We start from the raw sequence: 18,088 nt of genomic DNA on the forward strand, positions 1-18,088 counted from the left end.
GAGCGTATTGGTAATACTCTGCGCGGAACGGATCTCGTAGCCTAACGAAGTTCTCCTAAGCTGTAAGCGAAAGCTTCGCCTGATTCAGAATCTGCATGGCAACTTCTTCACGAGGAGGAAGACCAGCCAAGGGCACTGCACCTACAAGGGTATTCACCATAACTCCGCCCTCACATCGGCCGTTGACGATGACACCAAGGGCAGACACCGCAAGCTTCTTCCAGAAGACGATCGGCGTGCCTTTCTCGCCTTTGCGCACCGTGCCTCCAAGCTCCTGCGCCTGCTTGAAGGTCAGCCAGTAGTTGGAGGCATATGGCGAGCCCCACAGCAGAAGCACGTTGATGCCGCGGTAGGGTGCGCCGGTGCGGTAATTGGACGGGAATGCCGTGCCCTTGCTGTTGCCCCGCCACGGCTTGGACCATGGAACGACGCCGGCCTTGAGGGAGGCGAGGATGCGGGCGGTGACGGTCTCGTAGATGTTGAGCTTTGGGGTGGAGGGCTTCCTGCTGGCTGGCTTCTTGATGGGTGAGAACTCGCTTTGGAGTGGATTGGCTCTGTTTGTTCTCAAACACGCCTTGGCCCAGGCCCACGCCTGCGGAGGTAGCAAGTGCAAGGGGCGGATGCCTTCCCCGAAGGGCAGCCACCGGCTGGTCTGCACAAGCGCAGCGCGGAAGATGAAGGTGCCCCTTGCGCGCGCGAGAGGCGGAGCCTCTGAATCAGCTCGTCAGCTCCTCAGCTGTGTAGAAGCTGTATGTACTCGGTCTCTCCCTCACAAATGCATGTAGCCGCCGCGGAGTTCCGCCGGGTCGATCGCCACGGCAACGTGGGGAAAGCCCTGGATAAGGATTCGATTGAGGTGATTGTGCATCGGTCGGAGAAGCGGGCTGGGTTGACTGCCAGGCATTACGGAGGCCACGGGCTTTGCAACCCAGGCCTACCTGAAAGGCGCGACTGAGCTCGAGATCATGCAGCAGACCGGACATCGCTCGCTCGCCATGGCCCGACGCGACATCCGCGAAGGTAAGGAGCTCCGACAGACCGCAGCCGGGAAATTGGGACTTTAGTGAGCCACAACACGGACGCTGCATACTAGATTGTTTTGCGCCTGTGAGCTCGATACCTCACAAACAGATGGCGGCTAAGTCTGTAAGTAGTTCATTGCAAACGACATTGCCGCTTGTCGTCGACAAACGGTGTTAGGCTCAAAAGTGCAACAAGCTGCTGCACTTCTGGGCCCGATACCGATGTCTGAGCTCACATCTTCGCCAAACGGCTATGCCGAACTCCTGCAAGAGCTGAAATCTCGCATTCGCGAGGCGCAGGTCCGCGCCGCATTTGCGGTCAGCAGGGAACTTGTGGTGCTTTACTGGTCGATCGGCACTGAGATTCTGACCCGTCAGAGGGTCGAAGGCTGGGGCACCAAGGTGATCGAGCGCTTGGCGCACGACCTTCAGAGAGAGTTCCCAGGGGTAGAAGGGTACAGCCCTCGCAGTCTCAAATATATGAGGTCGCTGGCGGAGGCATGGCCAGACGCAGCAATAGTGCAACAGGTTGTTGCACTATTGCCCTGGGGGCACCAAACGGTTTTGCTCGACCGGCTGAAAGAGCCGGTACTGAGAGAGTGGTACCTTCGAGCGGCTATTGAGTATGGCTGGAGCCGAAATGTTTTAGTGCTCCAGATCAAGAGCCGACTGCATGAACGGGAAGGGAAAGCCCTAACCAACTTTCAGCGAGTTCTGCCTCCAATTGACTCCGACCTTGCACAGCGAATTCTCAAAGACCCCTACAATTTCGACTTCCTCACCGTGTCTAAAGAGGCGTACGAGCGAGACATCGAGCGCGGCTTCCTCATGCACCTACGCGATCTACTGCTCGAGCTCGGTCGCGGCTTCGCCTTCGTGGGCAGTCAGGTTCCCCTCCACGTTGCGGATGAAACGTTCTATCTGGATTTGCTCTTCTACCATATCCGCCTCCACCGTTTCGTCGTCATTGAGCTGAAGACAGGAAAGTTTCAGCCGGAATGGGCGGGCAAGCTGGCTTTCTACCTGGCCGCGGTCAACGGTACGATGCGAACCTCTGCTGAGGCTCCGAGTATCGGCATACTGCTTTGCGAGAGTAGGACTGGCCCGGTTGTGGAGTTTGCTCTCGAAAACATCAACCAGCCGATCGGCGTTAGCACTTATCAGATCACACGTGATTTGCCGGCTACTGTCAGTTCGGAGCTGCCGAGCGTCGAGGATCTGCAACAAGTGGTGATCAAACTTCGATTGGAAAATGGCAAAGAACAGGAGCCTTCAGATGAGCTTTAGGGGCAGCCCGCAGGACGCGGGTATTCAAGCCAGAGCGAATCTGGCGACAGTCCATTGCCAATTGAAAGCCTGACCTCACCTATAAGCGCCCCGCGTATAGGGCAGACCTTCCGGAGTGAAAGCGGAATGATCGCCACACCTGTAAGCGAATCGCTACCAGGTGCGTTGGTGCCAATGGCTCTGCCTCGAAACAAAACAGGTTTGCCATGACTTTGTACATCTTTCCCTGCTGCTTTCGAGCAGCACGTGACGAAAGTCAGCATTGAGGTGTCTTTCGCGTCAATGTTGTTGCGGATCGCCTCGCCTCCTCCGGTCGCCCTTTGCTAACGTTCACAACAGCATGCTTGCATCATTCGCACTACTTCTCGGGCTGATCACCCTGCAGTCCTCAGCCAGCCCATCCGCCACTTCGTATACACAAGAGCCTTTCGTTGTGCGTCACGCCACTACCGTCATCGACATGAGGCCCGACGGCACTGGAGAACAGACTGAAACGATGGTCATCTCCGTGCAATCGGAATCGGCCGTCAAGCAGTTCAGCGTGGTGAGCACGCTCTATGCCAAGCAGTCGCAGCACGCTGATTTTGTGTACGTGCGCGTTCGGCACCCCGACGGAACCACCGTCATCACACCGCTTGGTGATGTGCAGGATCAGGCTGCGCCCGTCACACAGCAGGCACCGTTCTATAGCGACGTCATGATTAAGCAACTGCCAGTCAAAGGACTGCGCACTGGCGACACGCTGGAGTGGCAGACTCAGACCACGCGCACTGCTGCGGAAGCTCCTGGTCAGTTCTGGGGCGCGGAAAGTTTCCCTCAGGGCATTGTTGTTGAGGACGAGACCATCGAACTGCGCGTGCCGACAGGGATGAAGCTCACCGTAAGGACAAAGCCGGAGTCGAATGCTCAGTTCTCACAGAGCGACGCCGATGGGCGTCACACCTACCACTGGAGTTGGAAGCAGCTTGACCCCACTGTCGGAGCGGCCGCCGAGGTACTCAAGAAGGCCAGGGATGCCAAACCCCTGACCCCAACCCAGGAGCAGGACGCGGCCGATGGCGCGCTACCGGATATTGCGTGGACGACCTTCGCCAGCTGGGAAGCCGTGGGCGCGTGGTACCGCGGCCTTGAGGGTGACCGGATGAAACCGGATGAGGCAGTACGCGCCAAAGTAGCTGAAATCACTGCAGGCAAGACCACACAGGAGGACAAAGTCCGCGCGGTATACGCCTGGGTTTCGGGCCAGATCCGCTACGTAGGCGTGGGGCTGGGCGTCGGCCGGTATCAGCCCCATACGGCCGCGACGGTGCTGGAGAATCAGTATGGCGATTGCAAGGACAAGCACACTTTGCTGGCCTCGATGTTGCTCGCGCTGGGTTTGCAGCCAGACGCTGTGCTGGCCGGCCCTGGCATCCGCTTCGACCAGGACGTACCTTCGCCTGCCAGCTTCAACCATCTGATCACGCGCGTTTCAGTCGATGGCAAGGAAGCCTGGCTGGACTCCACGAGCGAGGTTGCCGACTATCGCGTGCTGCTTGCCATGGTGCGCGACAAAGATGTACTGGTCGTGCCGGCGAGCGGAACAGCAGGCATCCGGCACACGCCTGCGGACCTACCATTCAAGCCAAGCTCGACCTTCGTGGCTACAGGGGCGCTCGATAGCGCACAGGCCAGCGACTCAACGATTACGATCACGCACCATGATGATATGGAAATATTGCTGCGGGCTGCACTCCGTCAGGCTTCACCGGCGCAGTATGAAGAACTCGTGCAGGGCATGATGGGGAACTACGGCTTCGGCGGAAAGGTGAGCGAGGTCGAGATCGAGCATGTGGGTGATCCAGCGTTGCCGCTGTTGATCCGCTTCCACTACCACCGCGATCGAGAGAAGGACTGGGGCGAGGATCGTGTGACGGCACTGTTCGGGCCGAGCTTGTTGCCCTTCGTCGACAAGAAGGATCTGCCGCATGTCGCATTGCAGCTGGGTCCCGCCCGCGCCGACACATCTACGCTGGAGATGAAGCTGCCAGCGGGCTGGAACATGGAGTTGCCGGAACCAATACATCTGCATAGCAGCTTCGCGGACTGTGACGTGACCTACCGAGCGTCGGGTGGATCACTCCTGGCGGAACGACGGTTCACAGTACTGCAGGCGAAGATCCCAGTCACCAATCTGCAATCCTATGCGGACTGGTATGAGAGCTGCGGCGCCGGGAGCGTGCCGTATCTGCAATTGGTGCGAGCATCCGCTTCAGGCCACGGGGCCTCCAGCACGTCGCAGTACGAAGCGAAGCGCCTCATCACCGAGGCCAACAGCTCCATACGGGAGGGTAGGTACGACCAAGCGGATGCGTACCTTAAACAGGCCCAGACCCTGGATAGTAGTGCGAGCGACCTGTGGGGAGACCTGGGTGCTGTCGCAATGCATCGCGGCAATCAAAAGGAGGCGATGCAGCTTTACGCAAAAGAACTGGAGCTGCACCCCCAGGCAGACTTCGCGTACCGCAATCTCGCCAGACTGCAGGGCCTTGCTGGCGATGATGCAGCAGCCCTCGAGACGCTTACGCGGTGGCAGAAGCGCTCGCCAACCAATCCGCAGCCCGCGATTCAGGCTATGCAGCTGCTCTTGAGCCGGCAGAACGATGCAGAGGCGCTCAAGCAGGCAAAAGCTTTTGGGGCATTGTTGAGTGACGAGGCTCGTGGGGATGAACGTTTTCGTTTGATTTTGGGGGAGGTCGACCTGCGTGGAGGGGAAAGTGATGCCGGTGCATCGCTACTCGCCGCGATCGCAAGCGGCTCCCTAACCCCGTCTCTACGCAACGACGCCAGCTACGAGCTTGCCAAGGCCGGGCAAGATCTCCCGCTCGCTGAGAAAGCGGAGCGCGCCATGCTGGAGCAATTAGCGGCAGAGTCGCGTGGATGGACAGGCGGCGAATCACAGGCCACGCTGCGCCAAAACAGCGCACTGATGACAGCCGGTTGGGACACTCTGGGCTGGATCCTCTTCAAAGAAGGCAAGAACACTGAGGCCGAAGCGTGGATTCGTCCAGCCTTTGCGATACGCCAAAGTGCGGAAGTCGGCGAACACCTGGGCGATATCATGATGGCCCAGAACAAACCCGCAGACGCCGCGTCTGCTTACGCGGAGGCTCTTGCCACTCTGCCGCCGGCTGATCCTGCCGGCCTCAAGGCGGCTTCCCCGCGCTCGGTAGCATTGCGCACCAAGCTGCAGCAAGCCAGCACAGCTGCAAAGATCACGAAGACGCCTGACGCGCATGATGCTCTCGTTGCTATGCGCACCTTCAGCATCGGCGAAGCACGTGGCTTAACGGGGGCCGCGGAGTTTCAGGTCTTGCTCTCCTCGAGTGGCATCGTCACAGCCTCACCTGTGGGCGTGGCAAGCGACACAATGAAGGAGCGAATCACAGCAGCGAAGTGGACGGAGCGCTTTCCTGCAGGGTTGGAGGCACGATTCGCAACCAAAGCTACGCTCAAATGCGACGGCAGTGTGTGCGAAGTGGTGCTCGAACCTTGATTCGGGCGTGGCGTCCATCAACCCGCGCGTTGTTTAGCAAGATTACAAAAAGAGCCAAGAAGATGCTCCAACACGCAGGAGTTGCCGGCACAAACAACAGCCGAACCCGGTAGCCCAGCATCATCCTCTAAGAATCGCTGATTTGCTGTTCGCATGATTCGTCAAGAGCGAACCGTCGAAGGATCCCAGCATCTGGCGCCTGCGAACTGAGGAAACATAATGGTTGCGTCGTGGCAGGAGACTTCTGGATGTAGTAGTCCCCGACCCGCATGCCGGTCGCCGCTCCGACGCGGGCGAAGGTGTAGCCCATGAGCGCGATGAGAGCTCGGTCGCGCAGACCGAGCAGGGAAGTGGTGTCGATGCCGGCGAGCAGCTCCTGAAACTCCTCGGCCGAGAGCACGTAGGTCTTGCCTTTGCGGACGCTGTGCTTCGGACCCCGAACGGCATGGGCGGGGTTGCTCTCCATGATGTGGCCCGTGACTAGCCAATCGAACAAGATGCGGATCGCGGCTAGGTGCTGCTTGATGGTGGGCTTGGCGTGCGTGCGGCCGAGCTGCTCGACATACGCCGCGACGTGCATTGGCGTGGCCCGGGCAAGATCACCCAAACCTCGTTCCGCGCACCAGACTGCGAAGCTCTCGACGGCCTTGAAGTAGGCGCGGCGCGTATGCGAATTGCGGATGTTGACGGTGAAGAACTCCCAGAAGCGTCGACCTCCCTCAGGCATGGCTTGGAAGGGTGCGGGAGACGCACGGAAGCAGGTATCAGCGCTGGGTAAGAGCCGTTGTATATCTCGATTATGATCATGCCGATGCCTGCTTATCGAGCAAGATGGTTGGAGGAGCTGTACAGATCACGTCGATCACGTGGTTCAAGCAAGCGATCTCGAAGTGCATCAGAGGAGCCGGATGGCCTGCTGAAGCGTAGGTTGTGCGTTCGGTAAAGTCGAGGAGATGCGATTGAGAGAAGACGCGGAAGAGCTTGCCTGTGAACGCTTCCGGAGGTTCCGGATATTTGCCGTACGACTCGTTGATAACCGTGTAGGAAATCAGATGATTGCGATCAAAGACCACTTGGAAGACTCGGCAGCTCTTGTCCTCCTGGATGGGACGCGCGGCGATTCTCAAGAAGCCGAGCGGATCATTTACATCAGCCGATGCGATGGGAGCTTGAAGCTTGGCTTCGACAATGGTCAGGCCGAGGGTCAGTTCCTCAAGCTCCCGAACCTCTGTGGCGAACAAGTAGGCGCAGTCGTCTATGAGGCGCGCACCCTCCCGCCAGGGAATTTCAACGGTCTTGATCTCGTTCGAGGTGATGAAGTCTTCTCCTTTGCGAGCACGCCGACATACATATGATCACGTCCTTCATCGCACGTAGCCGGCAAGAGGAAGTGGGGCTGATACCCGTGATTGGATTGGCCATACCGGAAGACGCCACCACTGACTCGCACGACACTTTTCCGGCTTGTGTACGGGAGGGCCCAGCCCCAACGGCCCCGCTGTAGTTTACAAGTTCCCCAGAGGTCGCGTTTCGGCAAGAACGAGTCCTCTGGCCTGACTGGACGTTTGTGTGTTCTCAGTTGAAAGGTCCGTTGCAGGAGTAACAAAACCACATCACGGTCGAAACGAACCTAAATAAGCCTGACAGATCTCATGAGAGGATGATGGGCATGACGACCGTGATGTTAACGGGCCACGCTGAATGGCAAGGCGAGAGGTTCGATTTCAAACTCGGAGAGTGGGCTGGGGGCATCGGCTTGATGATGCGGCGCTCAGGTTATGGCAGCACGCAAGAGATTGGTGCAGGCATATGGCCATCCATTGAAAAGGCGCAAGACATCGCCGATCAAACTGTAAAACGCCTATTGAGCCCTGAGTGCGCTATTAGCTGGATGCAACTCTCAAGCTGAAGCGGGGTGAAACGGTGGTTTCAGTGAGTACAAGCAAGTCGCCAAGCCTCGTACCATGCAGCGTTGTTGCGTGTGACAAGAATGTCCGGCAAGCCAAGCCAGTCCTGTGCCGCATCAAGCACCCGCGCAACGCCTTGGCCAGGCTGCGGATGTGCAAACACACTTGGGTATTGGCCCAGGTGCTGGACTGTTAGAAGTCGATCTCTTCGTCTGCATTTTCCAATTCGATGTCATGCTTCGCAGCGTTCCACCCACGCCTCCAGGCGTCGGGTCTCTCGTCTGCGAATGGCACCCCTGAGAGATGGTCTTCCACCCCGATTTCGTAGTCTGCGCACTCTTCGTCTTTGAGGCAAAGATCGTCTGCATCCATGGGTCGTCTCCTTCTGCTGTGGGTTCAGTGCTGGGGTAGCTTGTCTACGATCACCCTGGCTAAGCGGGTGCTCTCTGAGATTGTGGCGAGAACCCTGGGGCTGTTTGCTCCGGTTTCAGCCTCGGGTACCCTGGCGAGCTTGATAGCTGCCAGAAAGCCTGCGATGAGCAGTGTAGTGTCCGTGAGGTTGCGCTCTGGCGGGTAGTAGATCGTCCCATAGCCCGAGTGCAGCACAAGAACCGAAGGCTCGTAGCTGCCAGCATGAAGGCAGTACGGGCACAGGGCATGCCTGGGCTGAGCAGGAAGAACCGGCTGCTCCCCGTTGGCCGCCGCGACGAACACGAGCTGGCGGCATTCTGGCACCCCGCATGCCAGTGGCTTCTGGCCCCTCTCACCGCTTGCCGCCCTGAATCAGCCCGAAGGAGAGGCGTCCCTCGTAAAGCTCAGTGGGTCGGTACTGCCGATGCTCGTTGCAAATGGGGCAGCGGACGGCGATTGGGTTGTCAGGGATCGAACGCTCGCCCGTCGGTATGGCCTTTTGGCAGCCTTTGCAGGTCACAACGATGGCGAGACGTACCGCAGCTCCGTGGAAGCTCATGGCTGGAGTGTACCGCAAAGGCGAAGAGATGGCGAAGATCGAAGTTGTCCGTTGGGCGAGAGGTACCTGCTGAACGCGACTTCAGCGAAGGCACCGCAACGAGCGCATCCGAAGATCGTAAAGAGGAGCCGTGATGAAAGAGCCTTTCACCAAAGTGCGCGCCTGCCGCTTCGTTCTCCTTTGCTTTCTCGGCATGTTCATCGTCTACGTTGCTTTCGAGGGCATGATGAAAGTCCGGGCGAGTGGTGGCCTTCTGGAGCCGTCCGGATCGAGCTCTGTTTTCCATGCGAAGTGAGCTTCGGCCGACTGGGGGCAAGCCAACGAAGTGTAGCGAGCCCTCGGCCATCAGTCGGACAAGCAGCTGGCTTCCGAGGTATGCCGGAAGCACTCACCGTTGAGTGCTCGCAAGCAGATCCTGCTCAACCTTTCCGTTTTCGTCGAGCACACGCAGAGCCGGCTTCCCATTCGCGTCGACCCCCAACTCTGCTCGGGGTCTGTCATGGAGATCTTTAACGTCTACAAACGCTCTCTTTCCCTGCGTTCCAGATAGGACCCCGGTCACGTTCTCGCCGAAGGACCGGTCGTAGGTCGACACGGTGCCGGCGAAGCCGATCTTGTCATCCACCAACGCAGTCCACGAATCGCCATTCGGGCGATCCAAGGATATGAGTGCTCGACCATTGTTTAAGAACCCCAAGCCACCCCGCTCGTTCCCTTTCTGATCGTCGATGACGAATCCGTATCCCGGAGCGATTCGATGGTGTTCGCTCGACACCACGCCGTTGATCTGAGCCGGCATCTCCTGACCCAGGCTGATCCTGTCGTGCCCTTGTTCGTCAAGAAAGACCATCGCCTCGTATGCGTTGTCTCGCCGCTTACGATCCTTGGTGTCGGGTAGTGGTGCCCCTACCAACACGCGCGCTCGCCCCGCTTCATCGGTAATGACGAGACCTCGGCCCCGCAGGACGCCGTCACTGGCTTGAACGACAGGTGAGGGCCTGAACATCCAGCTCCCTGCGAGCGCGGTTAAAGCTACAAACTGAACAAGGCACAATCCCCTCCAACCCATACTGTCCCGTTCCAGCCTGCGCACACGTCGTTCCAGATCCATTGGCGTACCTCCGAGCACGATCTTTATACAAAGCTCAGAGCGATCGAGGGAAGTCGTTCATGGCTGTTTGTCTGTGCAGGCTTCACGCTGGTACATGACCAGCCGTCTGTTCTGAAGGGTGCTACGCGACCCTGATGGTGACCAGGCCCATGGATGCAGGCACGTACCGCATCTCTTCACGCGATTGGATCCTGATGTGGCAGGAAGCATGCCCGGAGCACCGTGTCGGCCATCCCAGCCTTCAATCCTCAGCACGGCTCAACAAGCAATCGAGGACGCACTGTAGCTTTCTGGCCAAACGCGCCAACCTGCAGAACGAGGGCAGACTTGATCGTTTGATCAAGTACTGCACCAAGTGGGCTACACCCAGGAACGTACAGGAAGACTTCAATCGCCTACTGAAGAAGCCAGAAGCGTTCCTCTACTGGATGGATTCGTTGAAGGGCGTGACTCGCTTCTTCGGCACGCTTCACCGCTAGTAGCAGGCTGCGTGCCGGGCAGCATCAGTGCACACTCTGCACACGCTCCGCCATTCGTTTTGTAGTGCGTTATAACCTCTAATCATGGGGCTTGACGCTATAGAAATCATCCTTCGAGCAGAAGAACTCTTTGTTGTTTCGATCAGTGACGATGAAGCCAACGATGTGCGTACAGTCGGAGATTTCTACAGGTTAATCTGCGGGAAGCTGAGCCTAACCGCTTTAGAGTCCCCAGGCACTTCAGCGAAGCTTCCGAGGATTACGCAGAAGGTTAAGAAACTGTCCTTCCTTGAGACCCATATACCCCTGCCTCCTCCACCTGCGGTTTTGCCGTGGACGTCGCAAACAGTCTGGGATGCCGTCGTCGCAATCTTCGTCGATCAATTGGCCCTTGAACCTGAAGAGATTTTGGTTCAGGCCCGCATCAAGCAAGACCTGAAGATCTGTTGATTTCGCGGTAGCCTCCTTCCCGGAAACAATGGCTGCCTGCCCGCACAACCCTCCCCGGGGGGTACCAAGAAAACCCAGCACTGCGCGATCAGTGGACCGACGCAATCGCCAAACTTCCATCCCTGCATATTTCCAAAAATGAAAACCGGCCAGAATCTGGCATAGCGCCAGTCGTGGAGCGCCTTTGCATGGTCTGGGCACTCAATCTGTTTGGGCTGGGAGCGTGGCGTCCATTCCGGCGACCGCCCGCGTTCCCCGAGGTACTCCAAGGCGGCCAGGGTTGGAGCCTTCGCACACTCTGCACCCCCGGTCCGTGACCTCGCTGGGAACGTGGCGTTTCGATCCGGCGGTTATCCAGGTTCCCGAGGTACTCAGGGGCGGCCTAGGGTGGGGGACAGATGGTGCTACGACGAGCTCAAGAGCTTCGACCATCTTGCCTCGGTATGCCCCTTATCGAGCCAACACTGAAAGCAGATTCCGACATGCTGCGCCCTCCGGCATCTGATTTGCGTTGGAGGATCAGGAGAGAATCTGGCTGTACGATGAATCATTCGTGTGTCGAGATGCAGAACCGCACTGCACGAATACTGACCACAAACCCACGCAATGCCGGAGTTTACTTGAGTCCAGCGCCGATCGTTGCACCGAAAGCCCAATCTTTCACGGGCGCGGCATCGCCCACCCCTTCCTACAATCGATTCTTGATTGTCATTTCCGGTCTCGGCGGAATGCTCTACGGAGCAGACATCGGCATCTTCGCGGCAGCATTGCTTTATCTCGGACCAGGTCTTCATTTGAGTGATGGGCAAGTCTCATCAATTGCGGCGGCAGTTTTTGCGGGCAGCACTATATCGTCTCTTGTAGCTGGATTTCTGGCCGATGTAATGGGCCGGAAATCAACGCTCATTCTGGGCGGCCTGCTGTTTATCGTGAGTGTAGGCATCATCGTCTCCGCACACAATTTTGATGTCCTTCTCGGTGGACGTCTGCTGCAGGGGGTCGCAGGTGGCGTCTTCGCAGTTGTAGTTCCATTATTTTTGGCCGAGAGCTTAAGCCCAGAAATGCGAGGCCGCGGTACAGCCGTATTTCAGTTCATGTTAACGGTTGGAATCGTGCTCGCTTCGGCCGTAGGCGTCCTGTACACGAGCCGTGCAGAGGCCGTGATTGGTACGGCCCACGGGAACCAGCCATTAATTATTTCAGCGCAGAATCATGCGTGGCGCGGCATGTTCCTAGCATGCATCTATCCTGGGCTGCTCCTGTGTATCGGCACAATCTTCCTGAGCGAAACCCCGCGCTGGCTCTTTCGCCATGGCCGCCGGGATGCGGCGCTCGTTAGCTTACGCCGCAGCTCTTCTGAAGAAGCTGCGCAGTTGCAAATGCGAGAGATGGAGAGCACAAGCCGCAATGAGGTGAAACTCTCTGAACCCAGAGTAGACGCTCACAGGAGGCCCGGGTCACTTCTACAGCGCAAGTTCATCGTGCCGTTTGTGCTGGCCTGTGTTGTATTGACCTGCAACCAAACTACTGGCATTAATTCTGTCCTTACATTTCTGGTCAAAATCCTGCAGCGCGCCGGAATGAACGCCGTACAAGCCACCCATGGCGATGTCGCAGTGAAGCTGCTGAACGTCATCATGACTTTGGTCGGTGTTGCCCTGATAGATAAGAAGGGAAGGCGATGGCTTCTCAAACTTGGCACTAGTGGTTTAGTGGTCGCGCTTACGATCGGTTCGGTATTGCTGTTTTCAATCGAACACGGCTCGCTGGCTCCTAGTGACAGCACCGGCTGGCTGATGGCAGGCAGTCTCGCGCTTTTCATTGCCAGCTACGCGGTTGGTCCTGGAGTCGTTGTTTGGCTCGTGTTGTCGGAACTGATGCCGACCCGCATTCGCTCGGCAGGAATGGGGATTGCATTGCTGTTAAATCAAGGGGCCTCAACTGCTATTGCCGGGCTTTTCTTACCTGTAGTGGGCCGCTATGGCTATTGGGTGATGTTCCTTTTCTGGACGTTCTGCACAATCGGCTATTTCTTCACTGCGATGCTGTTTGTGCCAGAAACCACAGGTAAGACGCTTGAGGAGATCGAGCAGCACTTCGAAGGCAAACCAGCCTGAAAGGAAACCTGTTTGCGGACTCGTGGCCCCTCGCACTCTGCCTGCTGTACCGCTATCAGGTGAAGCGACTCGGCATCCTTGGGAGAAGGACTAGGCACATGTTGCCAACACCGTTTTAAGGGCGTCACTATAGTTGTCATTAGCAGATGAACGGGTCGGTAGGTGCCAATGGATATTTCTTCGGGCTGGTTTCTTCTTCTCGGCGGCCTTAAAGGCGCTCACGGTGTGGGAACCAGCAAAGAGCTGTACAGATCAGACTTCGCCAACACTGATGGGGTCGTGACAGAGGAAGATAGGAACACGCGAGTTTACCTAAGCCCTAAGAAGCGCGTCGTCTTAGTGGCACTATGCCTCGCAACCGCGATTCTCGGAGCCTGGATGATCCAATGGGATCATAATTGGAACCCTCTCGCACGCATTGTCGCTCCAAGCCCTTCGGCTTCCCCAGCCCACTAAACATTAGGTCCTTCCAAGCTGCCTTTGCGTGCTCTGGACGCTCAATCTGTTTGGGCTGGGACGTGGCGCTCGGTCCCTGTACCTTTGGTGTGGAATGTCGAGCTGGATGGTTGATCAACCGACTGGACGAATTGAATAATGTGTCAATGGAGACTGGTTCTACCAACAGCAGAGATTCACAGACTGGACTGAGCTTTTTGATCCTCACGGGGATCAACACGATGCTTCTTACGGCATTCGCTTGCACTTTCCCCCGGTATCGCTCTTTTGTACCTGCTTACATCGGCATACTCCCGCTGGTGCTCTTCAACTATATCTACGTGAGGGAACTTGTGGCTCCTCCTGCCACCCTGCGCAACCCCTTGGCGGCTAGTACACGACCGCAGGCGAAAGCCGCTCTCATTGCGCTGGGATACTCAATCGTTGTGTCAGTCATAACGATTCCGCCGCTATTTCGTACGTACGTCTCCCTAGGCTGGACACCAGCAAGTTGTTTGGTTTTTTCCTTCGTGATGTGCATTGCGATGCTGTGCGCTTATATCGGCGTTAAAGTAGCGGTTAAGAAGGCCAAGCTTTCTTAGGAGCTGTGCCCCATCTCGGGCAACCGCCGGGTTCCCGAGGTACTCAGGGGCGGCCAGATGAGGCAGACCTTGTTCAATGATTACTGCGACGCGCCCTTATCGCTTTTGTCGCATGCTTCTGGATGCGAAACGCACTATACCCACTGAAAACGAACGTGAAGAAGACGCATAGGAGCACCAGAGCAACATCCAACCTTGTTGGATCATGCTCATGCCCATCTGGGATGTAGCTTGCACCGTACTCTCGAGCGGGATTCATGTCAGCCAGGATGAAGCCGCCAAAAAGAAGGACCATGCTTGCCAAGAACGGGGCGATCCAAACTGCCGCAGTGAAGCGTCGCAGGTTGGGGATCGTCAGCGACACCAATGCGAGAAATGTACCGGCAAGCAGGCCCGCCAATGGCAAGATGATGATTTCCATGAAGCCAATTTAATACGGCCGCGGGCCCTAGCTGTTCAGGAGTTCCCCGTCTCGACTACTCGGGTTTCCGAGGTACTCAGGGGCAGCCAGTTTGGGCACAATGGCGTTCATTGGTGTCACGAATGGCTTGGCGAGTTGTTTCTGGAAAGGTATCGCAGCGTTCGTTGAGCAATTGGCAGTTTCATTTCAGCTGCCTTCGCAAAATACTGACCAGCTAGCTGCCGGTTCTGAACAACGCCGGTCCCGCGCCAATACAGCTTTCCGAGCCAGAATAGGGACCGGTGATGCTTCTTGTCGGCAGCGCGTTTGAACCATACTAGCGCCTCTCCATATCCCCTCTGCATATATGCAATCTGCCCCAGGCTGAACATCGCCCTCTCATCTCCTTGGCGAGCAGATTTCTTGTACCAATGAACCGCGGCATCCTCATCTGCTTCAACTCCAACGCCATTCAGGTAAAACCACCCCATAGCGAGAACAGCATCGTGCATGCCTTCTTGTGCGGCAAGACGGTTGAGGCGGAATGCCTCCGCTTCGTCGCTACTTAGCATCCTGAGTGAATGGTCATACGTACGCCAAGAGCTGGTGCTAGCAAAGCCACTGCGCAATGGTGTTCGGCCTCTTCTCTGGTTCGAACGTTTCACTGTGTCCCCGCAAAGACAAGCTTACAAAATGCACTCTCTGAAAACATCCTCGGCTAACACCCGGGTTCCCCGAGGTACTCAGGAGCGGCTAGAGTGGGGGACTATGGCGTTCGGACATGCAGACTACTGCGTTGAAGATGACTCCAGCTGCTCGTTGCCACTGTGTTGGTGCAGCCATTTCTGGATTGTTGCTTCCTCATTCGAGGTGAGCGAGGGAGCAGCTCGACTCAGCATGACCATGAACCAAGCCATCCCTACTGGAGAGGATGGGTATCCGATATTCGCACGGACGTCTCTGCGACCGTAGACCGGGTGGATCGAGTCCGCGATGACCTTTCCGCTGCTGTTGAGCATGATCATGAGCGGTAAGCTTGTGCCTGTGTCGTGGAGCGAGTCAAGCAGATCCCCAGCCCCAGGGGTATCCTGATGCCGACTGTCATCGGGGTGTTCTCCGTGGATCATGGTTACTTTCACAAAGTAGCGGTCAAAGATCGGACGGATCGCTGGATCAGCTAGAAAGTTCTGCAGCAGATGGCAAGGGCCGCACCATGAAGCACTAATTGTGAGCAGCACATTCTTGTTCTGGTCACGGGCGCTGGCTTCTGCATCTTTGAGGATCTTATCGGCACTCGGTGTACCCCGATCAGTCGTTTGGCTTATACCCGGACCAGCTAGCAAACCTAAAAGCAGCAAAGTAGATATGCTCTTCACCCTAGCACTCCTTTAGATCCCCCATCGCGAGCAGCCTGGCTGTTGGGGCGTCCCATCATCATGCCACGACGCGTGGTCCATTACTGCACGGGCGTTGGAGATTTGCTAGCGGATACCCGATGTTTGCTGCGCAACCTGTTCTGCGCACATCTCCTCCTATCTGGCACTGCGCCCCCGCATGTGCCTTGTTGTTCAATTCATGTACCGATGGGCAATCACCGCGATTTGATAGCACTCTCCAGCCCGGCCCCCATCCCCGGCAGCCACCCGGGTCTTCGAGGTACTCATGGGGTGGCCACTGTCGGAGTGAGTACCTCAGATCGCTTATTCTCCTGCCCACTGACGCAAATAGGCTTCTATTTTGCCGGTGTCGTAGGTGTTGTCTGTCTTCTGGAACGCCTCAGGAGATTTTGCAGCAAGCAGCTTTCCTTTAGGCGAGAGTACAAACCACATCGGGTATCCGTTTGCCGGGGGATACCGAGACAGAAACTTGGTGTTCGGTCTGTAGAAGCTCGTACTCACATGAAGCACGATGAGATGGTCGAGGCGAGCACGTACACTGGCATCGTCTTGCATCGATCGATCCAACAAGAGACACCAGCCACACCAGTTCCCTCCTACGTCCAGCAGGATGTTCTTGTGCTGCAGTGTGGCTCTCTGCTTTGCCTCCGCTAAATCCTGAAAGGCGTCCCGGTCCGGGTCAAACGGCCCGCTCTGCACTGAATGCATGACCGGAGCAGATGGAGAGAGCGGGGGGCGCACAGCAGTGTCTATAACGAACTCGTTCACCGGGGTATCTTTCAGCTCGATGTGGAGTCCAAGCCGTTCCATTGCGCCCCGGACCGCAACCTGTATGTCATGGTTCTGTGGGGCAAACGGCTGCACTTCGAAGTCGTAGCTGCCCGGGAGGCCGGTATGGTCTTCGACCGGCATGTTAAGGTCGAGGCTCATCTCATGTGCGAAGAGCCTCATACTTGCGTTCTTCCCGCCAGTGAACCCGTCGAAGATGTTGTCAGGCTTCTCAAACACGGCGGCCACTGGATTCCTTTGGCTGTCGGCTGCTGGATGAAGCAGGAGCGGACCTTTGCCCCTAGTCAACACCCACGCTTTACGAACTACTCGCTCCTGGTGGAACTTAAGTCCGAAGCTGCCAGCAAGAAGCTCCTGGAGTCTTGCCTGATCTTCTACGGTGGGCTTCGTTCGAGCGTGATCCGCGGGCAATGGCACAGCCAGTAAGCAAAGGAAGACGATCTCGTATGCCTGGGTGGGGTGCCTTGCGACGCCATCGCCGAAGTCGACCCCCCAAGGCTGCGTAGTGGGCATTCCGTAGGTGTCATCTGCCAGCCCGGCGAGCAAACAGCCAACTCTTCCTGCGCCTATGCCAAGGCAGAGTGGCAGGGCGAACAGGTCGCCTGTTCGGAGGTTGATCCCGAGTCTTTTTTTGGCAAGCTCTACACTGACCCAGCCACCGAGCAACCCACCCACAATGGTCTTCCCGCTTCCTGGAAGGAGTAAGCGGGGCAGAGCTAAATGCAGACGGGGTGCCTGTTCAAAAAACCCTAACAATCTGCTGCCAAACAGTGCCCCTACCGCTGCAGCGGCGGTCACACTCCAGCGCTGTTGCTCATCCAGAACATCCCCTTCGGAGGAACGCGCCTTCTTGTACGCTGCGAATCCAAGGAGGTACCCCAGTGTTTCAAAAAGAGGGTGCCATGCGGGATGGGAACCAAGACGGAGCATCGGAAGCCTGAGAGCAAAATACCAGCTTAGCCGGAAGCTGCCTTGTTTTGGGCGTGGACGCATTACTCTTGGGTGCTAACGTTTCGGCTGGTATTCAAGATGGCCTGTCCCTGTTCTGGCTCAGCGCAATGTGTAAAGCCGCAGTGCCTGTTCCGCCGGGCCGCATGGCCTTGTGTGTGGCCGCGGTTTTGCGCAACTATTCTGTATGCAGACCCTCTGGTGCTGGCGCTGCAAAGCGGATGTGCCCATGCTCGATGAGGCTGAGTTTGGCGAACTCACGAGGCTCTACGACGGTGCGTTTCAGGCCGTGCAGAAGCTACGGGCCGAGCAGGGTCTCACCCTCACTCAAACTCCCGTGCATGAGATGTTCGAGCCGGTCCGGATGCGCTACGCCGAAGTGACATGTGGCGATGACCGCTATGTGAATGATGCAAGGCACCACCGGCTGGCGAACTACGGGCCTCCGTGCGTGCAGTGCGGCAAGCCGCTGCGAACCGTGAAGGCGAAGCTGTGTGGAAGCTGCATGTACCCCGTCTTTCCTTGACGAACCGAAAAGTCGCAGCGAAGCAATGGTGAGAGAGCCCCGACCTTCGTGCAAGTGCCGCCACGCATTTGCACAAGTAGGCGCAGGCGATGTCGGGCATCCTGCGCCCTCTA

19 protein-coding genes are annotated in these 18,088 nt (G+C 57.3%); 9 read left to right on the forward strand and 10 right to left on the reverse strand.

What is annotated here, in order from left to right:
• Positions 1-55 precede the first annotated feature (55 nt).
• Positions 56-568, reverse strand: coding sequence for an ArdC-like ssDNA-binding domain-containing protein (locus D1Y84_RS14410; RefSeq protein ID WP_199726418.1), 513 nt, complete (start codon positions 566-568; stop codon positions 56-58).
• Positions 569-1,244: 676 nt separating this feature from the next.
• Between D1Y84_RS14410 and D1Y84_RS14415 the strand changes: the two genes are divergently transcribed.
• Both D1Y84_RS14415 and D1Y84_RS14420 read left to right on the forward strand, forming a co-directional pair.
• Positions 1,245-2,309 (forward strand): YhcG family protein, encoded by a 1,065-nt coding sequence (locus D1Y84_RS14415; protein ID WP_124849311.1) that lies wholly within the window; start codon positions 1,245-1,247, stop codon positions 2,307-2,309.
• A gap of 433 nt (positions 2,310-2,742) precedes the next feature.
• Positions 2,743-5,844, forward strand: coding sequence for a DUF3857 domain-containing protein (locus tag D1Y84_RS14420; RefSeq protein WP_158615498.1), 3,102 nt, complete (start codon positions 2,743-2,745; stop codon positions 5,842-5,844).
• A gap of 127 nt (positions 5,845-5,971) precedes the next feature.
• Here D1Y84_RS14420 and D1Y84_RS14425 read toward each other — a convergent pair whose 3' ends face one another.
• The gene (locus tag D1Y84_RS14425; protein WP_124849313.1) at positions 5,972-6,571 is read right to left on the reverse strand and encodes a site-specific integrase; all 600 of its coding nucleotides are present in this window, start codon (positions 6,569-6,571) and stop codon (positions 5,972-5,974) included.
• 76 nt (positions 6,572-6,647) lie between these two features.
• On the reverse strand, positions 6,648-7,085 hold the full coding sequence (locus D1Y84_RS14430; RefSeq protein WP_124849314.1) for a hypothetical protein: 438 nt from the start codon (positions 7,083-7,085) through the stop codon (positions 6,648-6,650).
• Positions 7,086-7,513: 428 nt separating this feature from the next.
• Between D1Y84_RS14430 and D1Y84_RS14435 the strand changes: the two genes are divergently transcribed.
• Complete coding sequence (locus D1Y84_RS14435) at positions 7,514-7,753, forward strand: hypothetical protein (protein ID WP_124849315.1); 240 nt, start codon at positions 7,514-7,516, stop codon at positions 7,751-7,753.
• A gap of 190 nt (positions 7,754-7,943) precedes the next feature.
• Here D1Y84_RS14435 and D1Y84_RS14440 read toward each other — a convergent pair whose 3' ends face one another.
• Both D1Y84_RS14440 and D1Y84_RS14445 read right to left on the reverse strand, forming a co-directional pair.
• Complete coding sequence (locus tag D1Y84_RS14440) at positions 7,944-8,123, reverse strand: hypothetical protein (RefSeq protein WP_124849316.1); 180 nt, start codon at positions 8,121-8,123, stop codon at positions 7,944-7,946.
• A gap of 24 nt (positions 8,124-8,147) precedes the next feature.
• Positions 8,148-8,486, reverse strand: coding sequence for a hypothetical protein (locus tag D1Y84_RS14445; protein WP_124849317.1), 339 nt, complete (start codon positions 8,484-8,486; stop codon positions 8,148-8,150).
• A gap of 368 nt (positions 8,487-8,854) precedes the next feature.
• Between D1Y84_RS14445 and D1Y84_RS17985 the strand changes: the two genes are divergently transcribed.
• Positions 8,855-9,016, forward strand: coding sequence for a hypothetical protein (locus D1Y84_RS17985; protein ID WP_158615499.1), 162 nt, complete (start codon positions 8,855-8,857; stop codon positions 9,014-9,016).
• Between the two features lie 93 nt (positions 9,017-9,109).
• Here the strand turns inward: D1Y84_RS17985 and D1Y84_RS14450 are convergent, their stop codons facing one another.
• Positions 9,110-9,727: a hypothetical protein gene (locus tag D1Y84_RS14450; RefSeq protein ID WP_124849318.1), complete on the reverse strand. Its 618-nt coding sequence runs from the start codon at positions 9,725-9,727 to the stop codon at positions 9,110-9,112.
• 254 nt (positions 9,728-9,981) lie between these two features.
• On the opposite strand from D1Y84_RS14450, the gene D1Y84_RS14455 reads away from it, so the two are divergent.
• The 4 genes from D1Y84_RS14455 (at position 9,982) to D1Y84_RS14470 (ending at position 13,915) form a co-directional block, all read left to right on the forward strand.
• Positions 9,982-10,311: a hypothetical protein gene (locus D1Y84_RS14455; RefSeq protein ID WP_124849319.1), complete on the forward strand. Its 330-nt coding sequence runs from the start codon at positions 9,982-9,984 to the stop codon at positions 10,309-10,311.
• Between the two features lie 84 nt (positions 10,312-10,395).
• On the forward strand, positions 10,396-10,761 hold the full coding sequence (locus tag D1Y84_RS14460; RefSeq protein WP_124849320.1) for a hypothetical protein: 366 nt from the start codon (positions 10,396-10,398) through the stop codon (positions 10,759-10,761).
• Positions 10,762-11,381: 620 nt separating this feature from the next.
• Complete coding sequence (locus D1Y84_RS14465; protein WP_233581431.1) at positions 11,382-12,878, forward strand: sugar porter family MFS transporter; 1,497 nt, start codon at positions 11,382-11,384, stop codon at positions 12,876-12,878.
• Positions 12,879-13,444: 566 nt separating this feature from the next.
• Complete coding sequence (locus D1Y84_RS14470; protein WP_124849322.1) at positions 13,445-13,915, forward strand: hypothetical protein; 471 nt, start codon at positions 13,445-13,447, stop codon at positions 13,913-13,915.
• 73 nt (positions 13,916-13,988) lie between these two features.
• On the opposite strand, the gene D1Y84_RS14475 is transcribed toward D1Y84_RS14470, so the two are convergent.
• The 4 genes from D1Y84_RS14475 to D1Y84_RS14490 form a co-directional block, all read right to left on the reverse strand.
• Entirely contained in the window at positions 13,989-14,336 is a 348-nt protein-coding gene (locus D1Y84_RS14475) for a hypothetical protein (RefSeq protein ID WP_124849323.1), read from the reverse strand.
• Between the two features lie 116 nt (positions 14,337-14,452).
• Positions 14,453-14,887 (reverse strand): tetratricopeptide repeat protein, encoded by a 435-nt coding sequence (locus tag D1Y84_RS14480; protein WP_124849324.1) that lies wholly within the window; start codon positions 14,885-14,887, stop codon positions 14,453-14,455.
• Between the two features lie 216 nt (positions 14,888-15,103).
• Positions 15,104-15,691, reverse strand: coding sequence for a thioredoxin family protein (locus D1Y84_RS14485; protein ID WP_124849325.1), 588 nt, complete (start codon positions 15,689-15,691; stop codon positions 15,104-15,106).
• 324 nt (positions 15,692-16,015) lie between these two features.
• Positions 16,016-17,494: a prolipoprotein diacylglyceryl transferase family protein gene (locus D1Y84_RS14490; RefSeq protein WP_370245776.1), complete on the reverse strand. Its 1,479-nt coding sequence runs from the start codon at positions 17,492-17,494 to the stop codon at positions 16,016-16,018.
• A 184-nt stretch (positions 17,495-17,678) separates the two neighbouring features.
• Here D1Y84_RS14490 and D1Y84_RS14495 point away from each other — a divergent pair, with 184 nt between their 5' ends.
• Positions 17,679-17,975: a hypothetical protein gene (locus D1Y84_RS14495; RefSeq protein ID WP_233581432.1), complete on the forward strand. Its 297-nt coding sequence runs from the start codon at positions 17,679-17,681 to the stop codon at positions 17,973-17,975.
• The last annotated feature ends 113 nt before the right edge of the window (positions 17,976-18,088 follow it).

The sequence above is a fragment of the Acidipila sp. EB88 genome, assembly GCF_003858395.1.
In the GTDB taxonomy this organism is placed as follows: Bacteria; Acidobacteriota; Terriglobia; order Terriglobales; family Acidobacteriaceae; genus EB88.

Bases quoted from the DNA above. Each gene is read 5' to 3' on its own strand.
- D1Y84_RS14450 (WP_124849318.1), bottom strand. From the start codon at position 9,727: ATGTTCAGGCCCTCACCTGTCGTTCAAGCCAGTGACGGCGTCCTGCGG.
- D1Y84_RS14435 (WP_124849315.1), top strand. From the start codon at position 7,514: ATGACGACCGTGATGTTAACGGGCCACGCTGAATGGCAAGGCGAGAGG.
- D1Y84_RS14490 (WP_370245776.1), bottom strand. From the start codon at position 17,494: ATGCGTCCACGCCCAAAACAAGGCAGCTTCCGGCTAAGCTGGTATTTT.
- D1Y84_RS17985 (WP_158615499.1), top strand. From the start codon at position 8,855: ATGAAAGAGCCTTTCACCAAAGTGCGCGCCTGCCGCTTCGTTCTCCTT.
- D1Y84_RS14425 (WP_124849313.1), bottom strand. From the start codon at position 6,571: ATGCCTGAGGGAGGTCGACGCTTCTGGGAGTTCTTCACCGTCAACATC.
- D1Y84_RS14475 (WP_124849323.1), bottom strand. From the start codon at position 14,336: ATGGAAATCATCATCTTGCCATTGGCGGGCCTGCTTGCCGGTACATTT.
- D1Y84_RS14440 (WP_124849316.1), bottom strand. From the start codon at position 8,123: ATGGATGCAGACGATCTTTGCCTCAAAGACGAAGAGTGCGCAGACTAC.
- D1Y84_RS14415 (WP_124849311.1), top strand. From the start codon at position 1,245: ATGTCTGAGCTCACATCTTCGCCAAACGGCTATGCCGAACTCCTGCAA.
- D1Y84_RS14460 (WP_124849320.1), top strand. From the start codon at position 10,396: ATGGGGCTTGACGCTATAGAAATCATCCTTCGAGCAGAAGAACTCTTT.
- D1Y84_RS14495 (WP_233581432.1), top strand. From the start codon at position 17,679: ATGCTCGATGAGGCTGAGTTTGGCGAACTCACGAGGCTCTACGACGGT.
- D1Y84_RS14480 (WP_124849324.1), bottom strand. From the start codon at position 14,887: ATGCTAAGTAGCGACGAAGCGGAGGCATTCCGCCTCAACCGTCTTGCC.
- D1Y84_RS14455 (WP_124849319.1), top strand. From the start codon at position 9,982: ATGGATGCAGGCACGTACCGCATCTCTTCACGCGATTGGATCCTGATG.